A 16,581-nucleotide genomic window follows, 5' to 3' on the forward strand; every position below is an offset into this window, starting at 1 on the left:
TTCCCCTCCATTTTTAAAACTAAAAAAAGTATACCACGTATCGTAAGTTTTTTAAAATCGTCTGCTTACAAAAGGTAAGGGTTCTTAACGTTTAGTTAAACTTCACAATGGTCGCTCCATTGCCCCCTTGGTTTGCTGGCGCAAATTCAAAACTTTTCACCGAGCGATGATTTTTTAGGTAGTCAGTGATCCCTTGACGCAATGCGCCAGTTCCTTTACCGTGAACGATCGTCACCTGCGGATAGCCTGCCAAAATTGCTGCATCCAAATACTGATCCACTTCATTGAGGGCTTCTTCGTACCGCTTGCCGCGTAAATCCAACTGGTTGACCACTGGACTGCTGTCAGCAGAACGAATCGTATTGACGATGCGTTGTGTTGGTTCCTTCACCGGTGCTGCCGGTTGTAAATCTGTTTCTGGCAAATTCATTTTCAGAATGCCAATTTGGACTTGCCACTGATTTTTGCCGGCTTTTTTCAACAGTACCCCGCGCTGCCCATAAGAAGTTACGAGTACCTCGTCTCCTTCTTTCAGCGTCTTGGCTGCTTTGGCTTTTTGCAGAACTTTGTTTTTTTGCAGATGTTCTTCTTGCTGCAGTCCTGATAGCTTGGTGCGCGCATCGATCAGTTCGTGTTCTTTGACCTTCGTTTGACCGCCAGCTAACTGCATTTTACGAATATCGGCAATGATTTTTTCAGATTCCTCTTTGGCTTCTTCTACGATTTGATTGGCTTTTTGACGGGCTTTTGCCAATTCTTTTTCGCGTTCTTCAAAGAAATAACTGTAAGCTGCTTCCAATTCTTGGTGCAAGCGGGCTGCTTCTTTTACATGATGACGAACTTCCAGATACTCGGTTTCCGTCATTTTTCTTCGATTTTCTAAATCAGCGATCATTTCATTCAGGTCTTGGCTTTCTCCGTCCATGATCTCTTTGGCTTGATCAATGATCGTCTCTGGCAAGCCAAGTCTTTTCGAAATCTCAAACGCATTGCTTCGTCCCGGAACCCCGATCAACAAGCGATAGGTCGGACTTAAGGTATCGACATCAAACTCCATAGAGGCGTTGATCGTATTGGATCGGTTATAGCCATAAACTTTCAATTCTGGATAATGGGTCGTCGCCATGACATAAGCCGACTTAGCCCCAAGTTCGTCCAAAATCGCAATTGCTAGTGCTGCCCCTTCTTGGGGATCGGTCCCAGCACCTAGTTCATCAAAAAGCACCAGACTTGTTTCGTCGACTTTTTTCAACACATCAACGATCGTTGTCATATGTGAAGAAAAGGTCGATAGACTTTGCTCAATGGATTGTTCATCACCAATGTCCGCAAAAATTTCATTGAAGATCCCCATTTGGCTTTCTTCTTCTGCCAAGATTGGTAAGCCGGCTTGGCCCATGATCTGCAATAGCCCTAATGTTTTTAAGGTGATGGTTTTCCCGCCGGTATTCGGCCCAGTAATGACAACAGCTTGATAGTCTTTTCCAATCGTAATATCGTTAGGAACGACTTTTTCTTGATCGATCAATGGATGACGTGCTTGTTTAAAAAAGACATGGTTATCTTGATTGATCGCTGGTACGATTGCCTTCATCTCTTTCCCAAAACGAGCCTTGGCATTCATGAAATCCATGATTCCGATCACATATGCATTATGGAGGATCTCTCTTTGGTACGGAGCTAACTCTGCTGATAATTCCGCCAAAATACGAGTGATTTCGTCCCGTTCCGCAATTTGATGCTGACGCAAGCGGTTATTTTGTTCCACTACTTGTTTCGGTTCGATAAACAAGGTTTGACCAGATGAACTTTGGTCGTGAACCACGCCGCCGAAAACACCTCGGTATTCTTGTTTGACTGGAATCACATAACGCTCATTTCGCATGGTTACGATCGTATCACTTAGATACTTTGCATTGCCACCTCGGACGATGCCATCCAATGTCTCACGGATCGTCCGTTCTGCTCGTCGGATCGATTGACGAATTCCCCGAAGTGCTGGAGAGGCATCGTCTGTGACTCGGCCATCCTCATCGATAGCTTCTTTCAAGCGACGATTCAAGGTTGGTAAAGAAACCAACTGTTCTTCCCAGTGATACAAGCGGGAAAATTCAATCTCACTTTCAGACAAATCAGCAAAAAAGCGTTTCAATTCCTGCGTAGTTGATAAGACGCGGGCAACTTGTGCCAATTCAACGCCGTTTAAATCTGCGCCGATTTCGATCCGTTTCATTTGGGGACGAATATTCTCAATTTTTGGTACAGGGATTCCGCCTCTTAAACGCTGGATCTTGATCGCGTCTTCTGTTTCTGCTAGCCAAGAGGAAATGACTTGCGCATCACTTGATGGCACAAGCTTTGCTAAGGCTTCTTTTCCTTGGGCTGTTACGATATACTGACCGATTTGACTCTTTACTTGTTCAAATCCTAAAACATCAAGGATCTTAGTATTCATTCTTTTCTCACCTGCTTTGTTTTAACTTTTTGTTCCTAAGAAAAAGGCAGAATGGCTCTGCAACCATCTGCCTGCTTTTTACCCAATCACATCTGTGATCCACAATCGATAGAAATAATCTGAGAGAATCGGTGACCGATCAACGATGAAATTCGCAGTTCCGCTCGTTTCAAACAGATTTTGAATCGTGGCAAACGGGATCATTGAGAGAATCATAAAAAACATATATAAATTGATATACATCAAGATGACATTCAAAACACCCGCAACTGCCCAGTCATAGCCACCTAAAAAACGTAGGCGTTTGTAACGCAAACTGTCTGCAAAAATCACTAATAGTTTTGTGATCAGCCAACCAGCAAAGAGTACCATCACAAAAGCGATAGCCGCATAATAGGCTTTGTCTAAATCTAAAGCCAGTTCCATATCGTAGTATTTTAACTTTGAATCCGCCGTTACTGACATATAAGGAACATAGAGCTCAATTTTTTTCGCAATTTCTTGGTAATTCGCAACTGCAAAGAAAAAAGAGATCAAATAGCCCAAAACTGAGACCAATTGTAAACTGGTTCCGCGCCGCGCGCCGCCGTAAAAGGCTGCCAACAACAAAACCAAGACAAATAATCCAATCATTTAGGAATCCTTTCTACGCCGCACTACCCATGGGCTGTCTTTTCTTGAATTTTTCGTTTCCTTTGTTCATTTAAGATCTGTTGTGCTTCCACATGATTATGGATCTCCACATCACTGCGACCTGTCTCATCGAGAACTTTCCGTGCTTCGGATTCGATTGCTTCGATCCGCTTGATGCGATTCTCAAGCTCCGTTGCTTTAATGGCTTGTCCCCGCAACTCGTCCACTTTTTTTTGTAGGACCAAAAGCTGTTCTTGTTTTTTCAGCTGGTCGGAAACAGCGTTGATCGCTAATAAGATCGACGCTTGTTCTTGATCGGTTTGTGGCGATAATTGCATGATCTCAAGCAGTTGGTCATTGACCAATCTTGTCACCATATCCATGTGTTCTTTGCTTTCGCGTCCAATAATCGTGTAACTTTGATTCGCGATAACTGCTTTATAGCGTTTCTTTTGCTCCGTCATAGGAATATTTCCTCCCATTGCTTACATTCTGCTCTATTCTATCACTTATTGAACATGTGTCGCAAACTCTTAACTATTATACGTGATTTTCTTATGAATTTCCATGCCAATCGTTTGTTTGCTGATCGTCTTAGTAAAAAAGAATAAGAAGTATGGTAAAATCTTAAAGTATCCTTTTGTCTACCTAAGAAAAGACAAAAAAACAGGAGGAATCAAATGAGTACGATCGTTATCAAAGTACCAACTTCAACTATCAAAAAGATGCAGCAATTTTACCAACGAGAACTGCTGGCTAAGAAAGTTCCTTATACAGCGTTTGTCGCCAAAAAAGGGCCAACGACGATCACTGCTTATACGTCTGGAAAAGTCATGTTTCAAGGAGCGACTGCTGAAAAAGAAGCTTCCTTATGGGGCGATACGGCAAGTGCTGTACCGGATAAGAAAAAAGCGACTGTTTCAACCACTGCGTTGCCAGCAGGATTTAGCGAAAAAAGCGTCGTCGGCAGTGACGAGGTCGGCAACGGCAGTTATTTCGGTCCTTTGGTGGTCTGTGCCGTCTATGCCAAAAAAGAGCAATTGCCACAGCTGAAAGCCTTAGGTGTCAAGGATTCAAAAATGCTGACAGATCCAGAGATCCGTAAGATGGCGCCGAAAATCAAAGAATTGGTTCCTTACCAATTGCTCACCGTCACGCCCAGCAAATACAACGAGATCCAACCAAAATACAACACAGTCCGAATGAAAGTTGCTTTGCATAATCAAGCCATTCGTTTGCTTTTGCAAAAGATTGCTCCTGAGACACCAGATGCCATTTTGATCGATCAGTTCACGAGCGAAAAAAATTATCGCACCTATTTAAAGTCGGAACAAGTAGCGGTCACTGAAAAGCTCTATTTTGCGACGAAAGGTGAACAATATCATTTAGCAGTAGCGGCAGCCTCTATTTTATGTCGTACAGTCTTTTTGGATGAATTAGATGCAGCCTCTAAAGAAGTCGGTTTGCGCTTGCCTTCTGGCGCCCACGCAGCTGCTGATCAAGTTGCAGCAAAATTACTGCAGCAAGGTGGCATAGCACTATTAGGCCAATATGCCAAACTGCATTTTGCGAATACCGAAAAAGCACAGAAACTCGCCAAGCTGTGAGTTCTCGTATTTTCAAAAAAACTGCTGCTACTTCTGAATAAAGGAAGCAGCGGCAGTTTTTGTCCTCAGTACCAGTTGAATGCTGGGAATCAAAGCCCTAAGCCAGCTGCTTCGATTCCCATCGTGATCAACCCATCCAAATAATTTTCTGAAAACTGATCGGAAAAGTGTAATTTTGGCAAGACGCCATATTGAAACACTGCTGCCAGCTGCTTTTCCAAAAAGGAGCGCGACACGAGCGCCTGCCATTCAGAGGGCAAAAACAAAATGACTTGATGCGGGTCCGTCACTGCCACGATCGCTTGAAGAGTGGCAGTCACTTGTTCTGGGATCGCCTCTGTTGCCAAAGGGTAAGAAGCCGTGTAGAGATGCGGCAAATGCTTGATTTCGCCACTTAAATGGTTGGCTCCTTTAAAGAGCTGTTGGTCGATGACCAGTCCCGCACCTGGCGGATAATTTTTCGGAAAATAAATGCCAGCCACGATTTTTTTCTCTTCTTTGAAATGAAATACCGCAGCATTCACGTCATTCTCAATAAGCGTTTTTACAGCGATCTCCTTTTCAATCAATTCCCCTAGCGCCATGTCCTTAAATGCTGGAGCATCCATGATCTTCAGTCTTCCAGCAATTTCCACACCAGGAATTCCCACGACTGCCAAGCTGATTTTCGGGTATTCCTGTTTTATCTGACGAATCACTTGCAAGAACTGCGGCAATCGGCCCTCTGCTGACTGCTCATGATGCAAAATGTTCCCGACGAGATCGACGACTGAAAAACGAATCACGATCTGCTGGTCTTCTTCGATAAACTGAATGATCAACAACAGTGTCCGTTGCGCATTGTACTGGTAAGCCGCAGCTTGACGTCCTCCCGTTCGTTGCGGTTGATCCGTCGTCAAAAGCAACTGCTTTTCAATCAATTCAGGAAGCAGCTTGTTGATCGTTACCACGCTTAATTGAGAGGCATCTGCCAGTTGGCGCTTGGTCATAGGCGCTTGCTGCTGTTTTAGCAAATCCAGCAATACTGCCTGATTATGTAATTTAATGGTCGTTGGCTGATAAGCTTTCATTTTTCTCCCCCTCAACGCTCCTATTTTAACAGATAAAAAGCTGGGAATATACCTTTATTAATTTTGTTAACAAAGGTATAATAGAAGCAACTTATTAAACAAAGTTTACTAAGTTCAAAAAAAAAACGATCTATATTGCTTATTAAAGGAGTTGTCGATAATGAAAATTGAACACATCGCACTATATGTCAATGATTTGGAAAAAATGAGGACATTTTATGAAACCTACTTTCAGGCGGTCAGCAACCCAAAATACCATAATCCGAAAACAGGCTTTCAGTCCTATTTTTTGACCTTTGATTCTGGAAGTCGGTTAGAATTAACGACCAAGAAATTTTTAAGCCCTCGTGTCAGTGAGAGCTTAGGCTACACTCACCTTGCGATTGCAGTAGGTGATCAAGCTGACGTTGATCGATACGCTCAACGGTTTGCTGAAGATGGCTACCCTCTTTTAAATGGTCCTCGTACGACAGGCGATGGCTATTATGAAGCAGTTGTCCAAGACCCCGAAGGCAATTTGATTGAATTAACCACCGACGATTTACCGTCTCAGAAAGGATTTTGCAATGAAAGAAGATTTTGATTATCAAGCGATGTTGGCTGGTCAACTGTATCAAGCTGCCGGTATTCTCCCTGAGAATGGCTCAGTGGAGGGGAAAAAACGGGCCCAGGAAATCAACCTTTTACCAGTCGATGACCGAGAAGGAATCATCGCCAAAGAAAAAGCACTCTTTGGCAAATTTGGGCAGCATTGCTTTATCCAACCACCCCTTTTTGTCGACTATGGTCGCCATGTTGAGATTGGTGATCACTTTTATGCCAATATGGATTGCATTTTTTTAGATGTCAATAAGATTCTGATTGGTGATCATGTGATGGTGGGACCACGGGTCAGCTTCTATACAGCCGGCCATCCGATCGATTCTGTGGTCCGCAGTCAAGATTTGGAATTTGGCCTACCGATCACCGTCGAAGATTACGTTTGGATCGGAGGCAATAGTACGATTTTACCAGGTGTCACGATCGGCAAACATGCCATCGTCGCTGCTGGTTCCGTCGTCACAAAAGATGTGCCGCCGAATACGATCGTCGGCGGCAATCCAGCCCGTCTGATCCGTGAGATTCAGCCGACTGACAAAGAGCATTGGGAAACGGCCGCCCAGCTTTATTATCAAAAACGAGCAGACTGGCAGAAGCAGCAAAAATAACGAAACAAAAGGAGACGCCATGATTTTTACAGACTATCACGTTCATAGTGATTACAGCGATGATTCTTGGTATTTGATGGAAGATGTAGTCAAAGACGCCATTAACCTAGGCTTAGCAGAAATCTGCTTTACCGATCATGTGGATTATGGGGTCAAAGAAGACTGGCAAGCGACGGATGCGTACCTCGTCGGAGCCAATAAAGTCGTAAAAAATGTCTACTACGACTTGTATTTTACCGAACTGGCACGCTTAAAGGAAACATACAGTGACCAAATCAAGCTAAAAACTGGGCTGGAATTTGGGATGCAAATGCACACGATCCCACAATTTACCCGTCTTTATCATTCGCATCCCTTTGACTTCATTTTACTTTCCGTTCATCAGGTAGACGATCAAGAATTTTGGACTGGAGAATTTCAAAAAGGACGCAGCCAACAGGAATGCTACGAGCGCTATTATGATGAAATGTATCAGCTGGTCACGACATATAAAGAGTATTCCGTCTTAGCTCATATGGATTTGATTCGTCGTTATTTAGATAAAGAGAAGGATGCTTTTGAACAAACGAAAGAACAAATCGCAGAGATCTTGAAAGTCGTGATCAAAGATGGCAAAGGCATTGAACTGAATACCTCTTCCCACCGTTACGGAATCAATGGGTATACGCCATCGATCGAGATCCTCAAGCTTTATCGTGACTTGGGGGGAAGCGTGCTAACCATCGGCAGCGACAGTCATAAACCAGAGCAGCTCGGGTTTCAAATCAAAGAGGGACAAGAACTTTTACGATCATTAGGATTTACTGAACTCTGTACGTTTGAACAGATGCAGCCGATTTTTCATCGTTTTGCTTAACCTGCACAAAAGCTCCGTCTTTTGCAAAAATCATCCCCTCGTCTTTCGTTATGAACCTAAGTATTTTAAACAACAAAAAGAACGACCGCTTCAATCTACGGTCGTTCTTTTTTTAGACATTAGTTCGTCCATGCAGCAACTTCTTCTGGGTGATTGGCTACCCAATCTTTGGCTGCATCTTCGGCTGACGTTCCGTCATTGATTGCTAACATGACTTCTTCCATATCTTCTTGTGTCCAGTTGAAACGATCAAGTACTTCGTAAACTTCTGGCATGTCATCTGCTAATCCTTGGCGTACAACAGTGTTGATGCTTTCTGCTTCACCCATTGTTCCTTCTGGATCATCCAGATATTTCAGATCATATTTCGCAAACATCCAATGTGGAGACCAGCCAGTAATAACGATCTCATCTTGGTTCTTGATGGCTTGGCCTAATGCCACTGTCATCGCTCCTGAAGAAGAGGTAGCGACATTCCAATCGGAAAGGTTGTCATACGTTGCAACCGTATTTTCCGCTGCATTTACGACACCAGCGCCTGGTTCGATACCAGTGATGGTTTTTCCAGCTTCGTCAGAAAGGTCTGCGATGGAATCTACATCCATATAACTTGGTACAACGATCCCCAGTTTTGCTCCTTCTAAGTTAGGACCTAAGTTCTCGACTTGGTCTTGGTACTGTTCATACTGGGATTGATGCGTAGATGGCAGCCAAGCAGCAACCATCCCGTCAACTTCCCCTTTTGCCACCGATTCCCACATGATGGCATTATCCAAAGGCGTCGTGTTGACTTCGTAGCCCATTTGCGACAAGACTTCTGCCACCACATGGGTAGATGCGACTTCCGTATCCCATTCGACATACGCCAAGTTCACCGTGCCTTTGCTGTCAGAAACATTTCCAAAGGCAAACGATGCGCCAATCAAAGCAACGACTGCCGCTGCAGCAATCCCGCCAAAAAGACGTTTTTGTTTGCGACTTGTCTTGCTGGCTGCTTTTTGATGTGCCGAACGATTCAAATTCTGGGTAAAGCGATCCATGATGATCGCCAAAATAACTAAGGATACCCCACTGACAAATCCGTTACCGACTTGTGCTCGTTGCAAGGCGGACAAGACGCCGCGCCCTAACCCAGGAGCACCGATCATTGACGCGATCACGACCATTGATAATGCCAGCATCGTGGTTTGGTTGACCCCAGCCAAAATAGTGCTTTTGGCTAGTGGCAATTCTAATTTGATCAGTTTTTGCCAGCCAGTCCCACCGAAGGAATCAGAGGCTTCTACCAATTCACGAGAAATTTGGCGAATCCCTAAGTTCGTCATCCGAACGGTTGGTGGTAGAGCAAAGATCACTGAGGCAAAGACCCCAGGAACCATGCCGATCCCAAAGAAAGCAACCGCAGGAATCAAATAAACGAAACCAGGCATCGTTTGCATAAAGTCTAAGATTGGCGTCACGATGCTTTGCGCTTTTTCGCTTTTCGCCATTAAGATCCCTAGTGGAATCCCAATGATGATCGAAACCAAACTTGACAACAAGACCAACGTCACGGTGTTCATCAAGTCTGTCCATAACCCTTGGTTATAGATGAACAGCAACCCAACAAAAGTAAAGGCTGGCAAGCCGAATTTTTTGCGTGAAACGAAAAAGGCAGCAGCCGTCAATAAGACGATCATTAACAACGGTGGTACAAACAATAATACATTTGTAATAGCGTCCATGATAAATTGTCCGAAAGACTGTAAGGCTGAAAACAATCCACTGAAAGTTCCTGTTAGCCAATCAGTAAAGTTTTCGACCCAATCAGCCACCGGAATCGTATGTTGTAAGAAATTATCCATTTGTCACTACCCCTTCCTCTGCTAGAGCGGCTGAATCGGTCTCAGCCAACGCTTCAATCACGCTTCCGCGGATCACGACTCCGATCAAACGATCGTTTTCTACCACGGCTAAAGGTGTAGGCGAATCATAGATCAAATTGAAGATATCCGTTACCAGCATATCTTTATCAATCTTTTTAACATTTTTATCAATAACTTCCTTCAAGGTCAGATTGTTTTTCCGCGCCTCACGAGCAGACTCGGCTGTCAAGCTTCCTTTTAGGTGACGACGTTTGTCGACGGCTAACAGCATGCTGACTTCTTCTTTCCGCATCCGGTTCAATGCTACGCTTGGTCCATCGATCTCGATGTTCGTCGTCAATGCTGGAACCATGATGTTTTGCGCAGTCAAGACTTTGGAACGATCGACATCTTCCACGAAATCACGCACGTATTGGTTGGCAGGATTCGTCAAAATATCTTCTCCTGTACCGATCTGCATGATCTGACCATCTTTCATTAAAGCGATCCGGTCACCGATCCGCAAGGCCTCGTTCAAATCATGGGTGATAAAGATGATCGTTTTTTGAACATTGGCTTGTAGTTCTAAAAGTTCATCTTGCATTTCACGGCGAATCAGCGGATCGAGTGCTGAAAAGGCTTCGTCCATCAAGAGGATCTCTGGATCATTGGCTAACGCACGGGCAAGTCCCACACGCTGTTGCATCCCTCCAGACAGCTGGTCAGGATATTGGTCTTTAAAAGAAAGCAATCCTGAGTTTTCTAACGCTTTTTCCGCTTTCGCTGTTCGTTCTTCTTTCGAGACCCCACGGACTTCTAGTCCATATTCGGTGTTCTCTAAAATCGTCCGATGAGGGAAAAGGCCAAAGCTTTGGAAAACCATGTTGATTTTGTGACGACGAACTTCTCGCAGTTCTTCTTTACTCATTTTGGCAACATCTACGCCATCTATGTAAATATCTCCGCCAGACGGCTCGATCAATCGATTCAATAGTCGAATCAATGTTGACTTCCCGCTTCCAGAAAGGCCCATGATGACGAAAATCTCGCCTTCGTTGACTTCAAAGTTCACATCATAGACCCCGACGGTGGCACCTGTTTTTTCTAAAATCTCGTTTTTGCTGCGTTGTTCTTTGACCATGGCAAGAGCTTGCTGCTTTTTCTTACCGAAGATTTTGGTTAAGTGTTCCACTTTAACTTTACTCAAATGATTAATACTCCTTTTTCTGAAAAATTTCACGAAAGTGACCATACTATCTTAACAAGATGTGGTCACTTTGTCAAAAAAAATTTCCCAATGCTTTTTCTTTTGCAAAAAAAGCATGGGAATCAGGAAAAAGAATTACGCTGAATGGTCCGTTGGATAGAAGAAATTGGTCATGCGCTGCAACGCCAGTTCATTTCCGACAAAATAAATCGTATTGCCTGCACTGAATTTCGCATAAGGTCCTGGTGACAACAACAATTCTTCGGTTGTTTGGATTGCGATGATCGTCGCCCCTGTGGCTTGCCAAATATTCAATTCATTGATACTTTTTTCCAAATGCTGCGCTTGTACCGTCAACTGAAGTTCAAAGGGCACAAACGGACTCATATGGTGTACCTTTTTGGTCTGCTGCACTAACGTGTTCAACAAGTCAGAAAAATTATCCAGCTCTTGCTGCTGCCGCTCCACACTGTCTAAAATGTCTTGTCTGATTTCTTGGATCGACTGCACATCTTGGTATTGTTCAACAAAGGCCTGTGCTTTTTCCTTTGAAGCGATATAGGCGCCGCTGCCATGACGGACATCCATGATTTCTAAATCAACTAATACATTGATCGCTTTGCGGGCTGTTTCAGGAGAGACATTGAAATTGCTGGCTAACGTTGAGCGCGCATGGATCTTTTGCCCAACTTGGTAGCGATTTTCAACGATTCGTTCCGCGATCGCCACGGCAATCTGCTGATAACGAGGCAAAGCGACCTTCTTTTTATCTTGAAACTTATTCGTCATGATGAACTTCCTTTACTTTTTTTTCATCATAACAAGAAACATTGTTGGTGGCAACTATTCACTGGTTCGCGAATTTTTGATCAAGCGGGCACGGATGATCGCTGTTTCTTGCTGTATCTGCTTTTGTAGATCTTGCAACAGTATTTCATTTGTCTCATCAAGATCAATCAAGGTATAGGCGACTCCGGCTTTTCTCTCACTCGCCAAATTATCGATATCTACGCCTGCTTCAGAAATGATCCGCAATAGCGGGGCAAAAGCACCAGGCTTGTCGTGATAAAACAGCGCCAAGCGATACGGTGCCAAAAAAGGCAACTCTGCATGAGGAAAATTGACCGATTCTTGAATCGTCCCAGCGCGCAAATAGGCATGCATGCGATCAAAAACTACGTGATCCCCCTTTTCCAAGGCATTGGTAGTACTGCCGCCGATATGCGGATAACACAACACTTTCGGTTGTCCGATCAAGCCGGCACTAGGAAAGTCGGTGATGTATTGTTTGAGCTGATTTTTGGCTAGTGCTTCTAAGACGGCTGCTTCTTCCACGATCTCCCCGCGCCCAAAATTCATCAACACTGCATTTTTTTTCATCTGCTGAATCGTTTGTCGATTCAGCAAGCCGTGGGTCTCTTGACTCAAAGGAAGCAAAACCACCACAAAATCTGATTCGGCCAACAGCACGTGCAAGTCACTAACTTGTTCGTAATCGTGGGCCGCTTTTTTCGTACGGGCATAGCCGAGGACTTCCATTCCTAACTGGTGACAGGCTTTTGCCACCCGTTCACCGATCTCTCCTAAGCCTAAAATACCGATGGTTTTTCCAGCTAATTCTTCGCCGATCACTTCTTTTCGCCGTTCTTCAGCTACCTTCAACACATCTTCTGCTTCAATTTGACCTGACGTTAGCTCTTCTTGCAAATCAGCTACCGTCTGGATGGCTTTGAATAAGGGGCGAACGCTGAGAAACAAATTGGAGAGCACCAATTCTTTGACTGCATTGGCATTGACACCTGGACTATTGAAGACTACTGTGCCATTTTGAGTACACCGTGCCAAATCGATCGTATTGGTGCCTGTTCCTGAGCGAGCGATCACAGCTAATTCTGGTGTGATCAATTCGTTAGGAACCGTTGAACTGCGTACAAACAGCGCCTCTGGGGCCGCTTGATTTTTTAACGAGTATCCTTTTTTGATTGCTCGCTTACCTATCGTTTCGGTCATCTTATCTAACTGATAAATCGTCTCCATAAAGCAGACCTCCTTTTGTCTTTAGTGCGTATTAGTCAAATAGTACAAAAAAGTGCGGTAAAATGATAGCAATACGCAAGAGAGGATGATTACTATGCACCTATCGATCACAAATTTTCCAGATGAACAGCCGATCGTTGGCAAAGACTCGCAGCTTCAAGACACAACTTTAGGAGACTATGTCGAAATTGGCGAAGCCAATCACATTGATCATTCTTCCATCGGCAATTATACCTATACGGGGCAATATTGCTTTATTCAGAACAGTCAATTAGGACGTTTTATCAGTATCGCAGCGATGGTCCGCATCGGCCCCACCAATCATCCCTATGAACGCCCTAGTCAGCATCTTTTTGCCTATAATGGCGAAGGCTATGGATTTGCGCCAAAGGACGAGTCCTTCTTAGAAAAACGCAAAGCAAAAACGACCGTCATTGGCAATGATGTCTGGATCGGCCACGGTGCCGTGATCCAATCTGGTTTGACCGTCGGTGATGGTGCCGTGATCGCCTCAAACGCAGTCGTAACCAAAGATGTGCCGCCTTATGCGATCGTCGGCGGGGTTCCAGCAAAAGTGATCAAATACCGCTTTGATCCAGAAACGATCACTGCTTTACAAGAAATCGCTTGGTGGAATTGGAGTCGTGCAGAATTAGAAGCACGCTATCTGGATTTCCGGCTCCCAATCGAAGATTTTATAGTAAAATACACCCGTTGATTATGCGCTTTTTCCGCTTAGTACGAGGAATGAATGATAACACATCACAGTCATTCATTCTTCGAAAGTCTTTGAGGGAAGGATTTTTTAGAAATATATAAAAAACACTGAAAATCTATTGTATCGAGAAATTCCTGTGCTAAAATGGAGAAATCAAATGAAATTTTTCACGAACTTTTAAAGGAGTGTTCTATTTGACCATTTTAGACTATCGTCCATTAAATCTTTACACCAATTACCGCGAAGCTGCCGAGGCATTTCCTGACACAACCATCATCCACGATGAAGTGCTGCCAGCATTTCCTGAACTTGGCTATCGTAGTACTTACCGTTCGAGCCATGAAATGATTTTAAAACGTGCTTACCAACTTGCTGCACTAGGCGTGCAAGCCGGCGATAAAATCATTCTTTATAAATCTTCAAAATTCGATACCTATTTATTAGCAACGGCTGCTTCTTACCTTGGCGCAGTGCCTGCTATGATCTCTTACCATTTCCCTGCTGAAACCATCGAAGTGTTTGTGGATCGCTTAGAAGATCCATTCATCTTATTTGATGAAGAAACCGAAGGCCGCGTCGCACAAGTGAAAAATAGCAGTACTGACAAACAGATTGCTGTTCGTCATCTGCTGCAACAACCCGCGGAACCAGTGGCCCAAACTGAGTTACCAGTGGATCAAATTTCTTATATGACCCACACTTCTGGAACAACGGGTATTCCAAAATTGATTTGTCATTCGGCAAACTCCATGGGCTGGCGGACAAAATGGCAAAAAACGATCTTCACCAAGATTGATCGCACCAAGGCAGACTCTGATTTAGTGGCGTTCCATATTTCACCGGTGCACTCCCGCTTCAATATCGGCATCTCATCCTTGATGGCGATGGGTTTTCCGATGATGCCATTAGCCAATGCCAACGGCGCTCATGTCGTAGGCATGCTAAAAGAATATCCACCAATCGCTTTGGAAACTCATCCAAACAATTTTGTCCAATGGAGCTTTGTGGCAAAAGAACAACCAGATGCTTTCGCCAATATTCGCTATTACCATTCAACCTTTGATGCCATCAACAACCAAACAATGGCCACTTTTTTAAATACTTCAGCAACAAAAGAAGCAATCTTTTTGCAAGTCTATGGTCAAAGTGAATGCGGGCCAATGATCCTAAAAGCACATACCTTAGAAAGCATCGCTACCAACGATGCCCGTGATATGGGTGTGGGTCTCGAGGACTTAACGAGAGCACGGATCGCCGATGCAGAGGGCAACGAGCTGCCAGCCAATACCGATGGGCACATCCATTTCCTTTCAAAAGGACGCGCGTTGACCTATTATAAAGAAGATCAGCGTTTTGCTGACAATGTCTATGGCGCTTGGTGGGACAGTGGAGACTACGGCATGATGGATGATCAGGGACATCTTTACTTAAAAGACCGTCAAGTGGACTTGATCAAAAATATTGAAAGCAATCTTGCCTTGGAAGACCTTTTGCTGGATCATTTAGACTTCCTTGCCGAAGTTGTGATTGTTCGCGACAAAGAAAACTCACCACAACCAATCATTGCTTTAGCGCCAAATCGTGAAATGGATTGGGATGCTTGGTGGAAAATGGTGGAAGATCTCCCTCACCTCAATCAACCAATTTTACGCGACTACGAAGATATCCCACGAACAGCAACCATGAAAGTTCAACGACTACAAATTGAAAAAGAATTCAAAAACGCAGACTAAAACAAAAGAAACGGCCAACAGATTTCCCTGCTGGCCGTTTCTTTTGCTTTCGCTGTGTTTTCTTTCGCTGCGGTTATTCTTTCGCTGACCGTTTTCTTGAGTAGATACGTTCTTTAGATTGCCCATATTGACTTAGCTTTGTTTCAGCTAATGTGATACCAAAGCCCTTTCCATCAGGTACCAGCAGCTTTCCTTCATGCAAAGTTGCAGGCTGTGTAATGACATCATCATAAAAGTAACGGTCAGAAGCGGAAAGGTCCCCGGGAAAATGGAAAATATCTTGACTCGCAAATTGCAAATTCATGGCTCGTCCTACACCAGACTCAAACATGCCGCCTAACCAAACGAGTAGTCCATGGGTTTGACATCGATCAAGGATTCGCAAAGCTTCGGTGATCCCACCGACACGAGGGATTTTCAGGTTGATCGCACGGCAGCTGTCCAGTGCTGCGACTGTATCGACGTCTTCTGCCGTTCGAATATCTTCATCCAAACATAGAGGCGTCTTCATCTGTCGCTGTAGCTGACTGTGCCCCACCAGATCTCGTACCTTAAGGGGTTGCTCGATCATCACCAGGCCTAAGTCATCAAGTGCCAAAATGCGTTCAGGCTCATTTTGATAGGCCCCGTTCGCATCCGCCATCAAAAGCAATTCTGGAAAGGCTTGTCGAATCGCTCGCAAGGGTGCCACATCTTGCCCCGGCTTGATTTTTAACTTGATTCGTTGATACCCTTGGGCGACATAAGCGGCAACAAGAGCCATTAGTTTTTCGACAGAGTATTGTATGCCGATACTAACGCCAACCGCGACACTCGGTCGGGTCGCGGTATACAGCTCTTTCACACTTTGATGCGTTTGCTTGCCATATAGATCCCAAATTGCTGTTTCCAAAGCCGATTTTGCCATGTAGTTTCCTTGGACCGTTTGAAACAATTGCCAAACTTCTTGCGGATGCTCGATCTCCTGGTCAATCAATAATGGGATCAGTGCTGTTTCAATCACTTGTCGAGCAGAAAAGAGGGTTTCTTCAATGTAATCTGGCTGCTCAAAAGCGACCAATTCACCGATGCCCACCGTTCCCTCCTCTGCCGTCACCAAATAAAGATCAAAGGCTTTTTCTGTTAATTGTCCGTAACTTGTCACAAAGGGTTGTTTGAGGGGCAAGCGACAGGCGATGCGTTCAATTTTCTCAATCTTCATTGCGTTCTCTCC

At 44.3% G+C, this 16,581-nt stretch carries 15 protein-coding genes; 6 read left to right on the forward strand and 9 right to left on the reverse strand.

From position 1 onward, the window contains the following. Positions 1-91: 91 nt before the first annotated feature. The 3 genes from IGJ26_RS12480 to zapA all read right to left on the reverse strand — a co-directional run bounded on the left by IGJ26_RS12480 (position 92) and on the right by zapA (position 3,552). The gene (locus IGJ26_RS12480; RefSeq protein WP_016612651.1) at positions 92-2,455 is read right to left on the reverse strand and encodes an endonuclease MutS2; all 2,364 of its coding nucleotides are present in this window, start codon (positions 2,453-2,455) and stop codon (positions 92-94) included. A gap of 78 nt (positions 2,456-2,533) precedes the next feature. Continuing rightward, complete coding sequence (locus tag IGJ26_RS12485; protein WP_005234314.1) at positions 2,534-3,088, reverse strand: CvpA family protein; 555 nt, start codon at positions 3,086-3,088, stop codon at positions 2,534-2,536. Positions 3,089-3,111: 23 nt separating this feature from the next. Continuing rightward, a complete protein-coding gene (zapA, locus tag IGJ26_RS12490) occupies positions 3,112-3,552 on the reverse strand; it encodes a cell division protein ZapA (RefSeq protein WP_005228634.1) in 441 nt (146 codons plus the stop codon). Positions 3,553-3,768: 216 nt separating this feature from the next. Between zapA and rnhC the strand changes: the two genes are divergently transcribed. Continuing rightward, positions 3,769-4,695 (forward strand): ribonuclease HIII, encoded by a 927-nt coding sequence (gene rnhC, locus IGJ26_RS12495; RefSeq protein WP_086316478.1) that lies wholly within the window; start codon positions 3,769-3,771, stop codon positions 4,693-4,695. A gap of 89 nt (positions 4,696-4,784) precedes the next feature. On the opposite strand, the gene IGJ26_RS12500 is transcribed toward rnhC, so the two are convergent. Beyond that, positions 4,785-5,765, reverse strand: a complete 981-nt coding sequence (locus IGJ26_RS12500) for an ROK family protein (RefSeq protein WP_081116353.1) — start codon at positions 5,763-5,765, stop codon at positions 4,785-4,787. Positions 5,766-5,925: 160 nt separating this feature from the next. Here IGJ26_RS12500 and IGJ26_RS12505 point away from each other — a divergent pair, with 160 nt between their 5' ends. The 3 genes from IGJ26_RS12505 to IGJ26_RS12515 are packed head-to-tail and all read left to right on the forward strand — an operon-like array spanning position 5,926 to position 7,829. Then, positions 5,926-6,348, forward strand: coding sequence for a VOC family protein (locus IGJ26_RS12505; protein WP_430599670.1), 423 nt, complete (start codon positions 5,926-5,928; stop codon positions 6,346-6,348). After that, positions 6,332-6,973: a sugar O-acetyltransferase gene (locus IGJ26_RS12510; protein WP_016612655.1), complete on the forward strand. Its 642-nt coding sequence runs from the start codon at positions 6,332-6,334 to the stop codon at positions 6,971-6,973. The genes IGJ26_RS12505 and IGJ26_RS12510 overlap by 17 nt, the downstream gene beginning before the upstream one ends. A 19-nt stretch (positions 6,974-6,992) precedes the next feature. Beyond that, a complete protein-coding gene (locus tag IGJ26_RS12515; RefSeq protein ID WP_086316480.1) occupies positions 6,993-7,829 on the forward strand; it encodes a histidinol-phosphatase HisJ family protein in 837 nt (278 codons plus the stop codon). A gap of 119 nt (positions 7,830-7,948) precedes the next feature. Here IGJ26_RS12515 and IGJ26_RS12520 read toward each other — a convergent pair whose 3' ends face one another. The 4 genes from IGJ26_RS12520 to IGJ26_RS12535 all read right to left on the reverse strand — a co-directional run bounded on the left by IGJ26_RS12520 (position 7,949) and on the right by IGJ26_RS12535 (position 12,917). Continuing rightward, positions 7,949-9,673, reverse strand: a complete 1,725-nt coding sequence (locus IGJ26_RS12520) for an ABC transporter permease/substrate binding protein (protein WP_005228611.1) — start codon at positions 9,671-9,673, stop codon at positions 7,949-7,951. Then, the gene (locus IGJ26_RS12525) at positions 9,666-10,880 is read right to left on the reverse strand and encodes a quaternary amine ABC transporter ATP-binding protein (RefSeq protein WP_042890221.1); all 1,215 of its coding nucleotides are present in this window, start codon (positions 10,878-10,880) and stop codon (positions 9,666-9,668) included. The genes IGJ26_RS12520 and IGJ26_RS12525 overlap by 8 nt, the downstream gene beginning before the upstream one ends. A gap of 135 nt (positions 10,881-11,015) precedes the next feature. Next, a complete protein-coding gene (locus tag IGJ26_RS12530) occupies positions 11,016-11,669 on the reverse strand; it encodes a GntR family transcriptional regulator (protein ID WP_086316481.1) in 654 nt (217 codons plus the stop codon). 54 nt (positions 11,670-11,723) lie between these two features. Further along, positions 11,724-12,917, reverse strand: coding sequence for an NAD(P)-dependent oxidoreductase (locus IGJ26_RS12535; RefSeq protein WP_086316482.1), 1,194 nt, complete (start codon positions 12,915-12,917; stop codon positions 11,724-11,726). Between the two features lie 94 nt (positions 12,918-13,011). Here IGJ26_RS12535 and IGJ26_RS12540 point away from each other — a divergent pair, with 94 nt between their 5' ends. Beyond that, positions 13,012-13,635 carry a DapH/DapD/GlmU-related protein gene (locus IGJ26_RS12540; protein WP_008380829.1) on the forward strand — a complete coding sequence of 208 codons (624 nt, stop codon included), beginning with the start codon at positions 13,012-13,014 and terminating at the stop codon, positions 13,633-13,635. Positions 13,636-13,829: 194 nt separating this feature from the next. Beyond that, positions 13,830-15,368, forward strand: a complete 1,539-nt coding sequence (locus IGJ26_RS12545; RefSeq protein WP_086316483.1) for an AMP-binding protein — start codon at positions 13,830-13,832, stop codon at positions 15,366-15,368. A gap of 73 nt (positions 15,369-15,441) precedes the next feature. Here the strand turns inward: IGJ26_RS12545 and menC are convergent, their stop codons facing one another. Continuing rightward, the gene (gene menC, locus IGJ26_RS12550; protein WP_086316484.1) at positions 15,442-16,569 is read right to left on the reverse strand and encodes an o-succinylbenzoate synthase; all 1,128 of its coding nucleotides are present in this window, start codon (positions 16,567-16,569) and stop codon (positions 15,442-15,444) included. Positions 16,570-16,581 lie beyond the last annotated feature (12 nt).

Source organism: Enterococcus sp. AZ095a (assembly GCF_050546735.1).
Classification (GTDB): Bacteria; Bacillota; Bacilli; order Lactobacillales; family Enterococcaceae; genus Enterococcus_D; species Enterococcus_D entomosocium.

Bases quoted from the DNA above. Each gene is read 5' to 3' on its own strand.
- IGJ26_RS12530 (WP_086316481.1), bottom strand. From the start codon at position 11,669: ATGACGAATAAGTTTCAAGATAAAAAGAAGGTCGCTTTGCCTCGTTAT.
- IGJ26_RS12515 (WP_086316480.1), top strand. From the start codon at position 6,993: ATGATTTTTACAGACTATCACGTTCATAGTGATTACAGCGATGATTCT.
- IGJ26_RS12485 (WP_005234314.1), bottom strand. From the start codon at position 3,088: ATGATTGGATTATTTGTCTTGGTTTTGTTGTTGGCAGCCTTTTACGGC.
- menC (WP_086316484.1), bottom strand. From the start codon at position 16,569: ATGAAGATTGAGAAAATTGAACGCATCGCCTGTCGCTTGCCCCTCAAA.
- IGJ26_RS12535 (WP_086316482.1), bottom strand. From the start codon at position 12,917: ATGGAGACGATTTATCAGTTAGATAAGATGACCGAAACGATAGGTAAG.
- IGJ26_RS12520 (WP_005228611.1), bottom strand. From the start codon at position 9,673: ATGGATAATTTCTTACAACATACGATTCCGGTGGCTGATTGGGTCGAA.
- IGJ26_RS12480 (WP_016612651.1), bottom strand. From the start codon at position 2,455: ATGAATACTAAGATCCTTGATGTTTTAGGATTTGAACAAGTAAAGAGT.
- IGJ26_RS12540 (WP_008380829.1), top strand. From the start codon at position 13,012: ATGCACCTATCGATCACAAATTTTCCAGATGAACAGCCGATCGTTGGC.
- IGJ26_RS12500 (WP_081116353.1), bottom strand. From the start codon at position 5,765: ATGAAAGCTTATCAGCCAACGACCATTAAATTACATAATCAGGCAGTA.
- zapA (WP_005228634.1), bottom strand. From the start codon at position 3,552: ATGACGGAGCAAAAGAAACGCTATAAAGCAGTTATCGCGAATCAAAGT.
- rnhC (WP_086316478.1), top strand. From the start codon at position 3,769: ATGAGTACGATCGTTATCAAAGTACCAACTTCAACTATCAAAAAGATG.
- IGJ26_RS12510 (WP_016612655.1), top strand. From the start codon at position 6,332: ATGAAAGAAGATTTTGATTATCAAGCGATGTTGGCTGGTCAACTGTAT.
- IGJ26_RS12505 (WP_430599670.1), top strand. From the start codon at position 5,926: ATGAAAATTGAACACATCGCACTATATGTCAATGATTTGGAAAAAATG.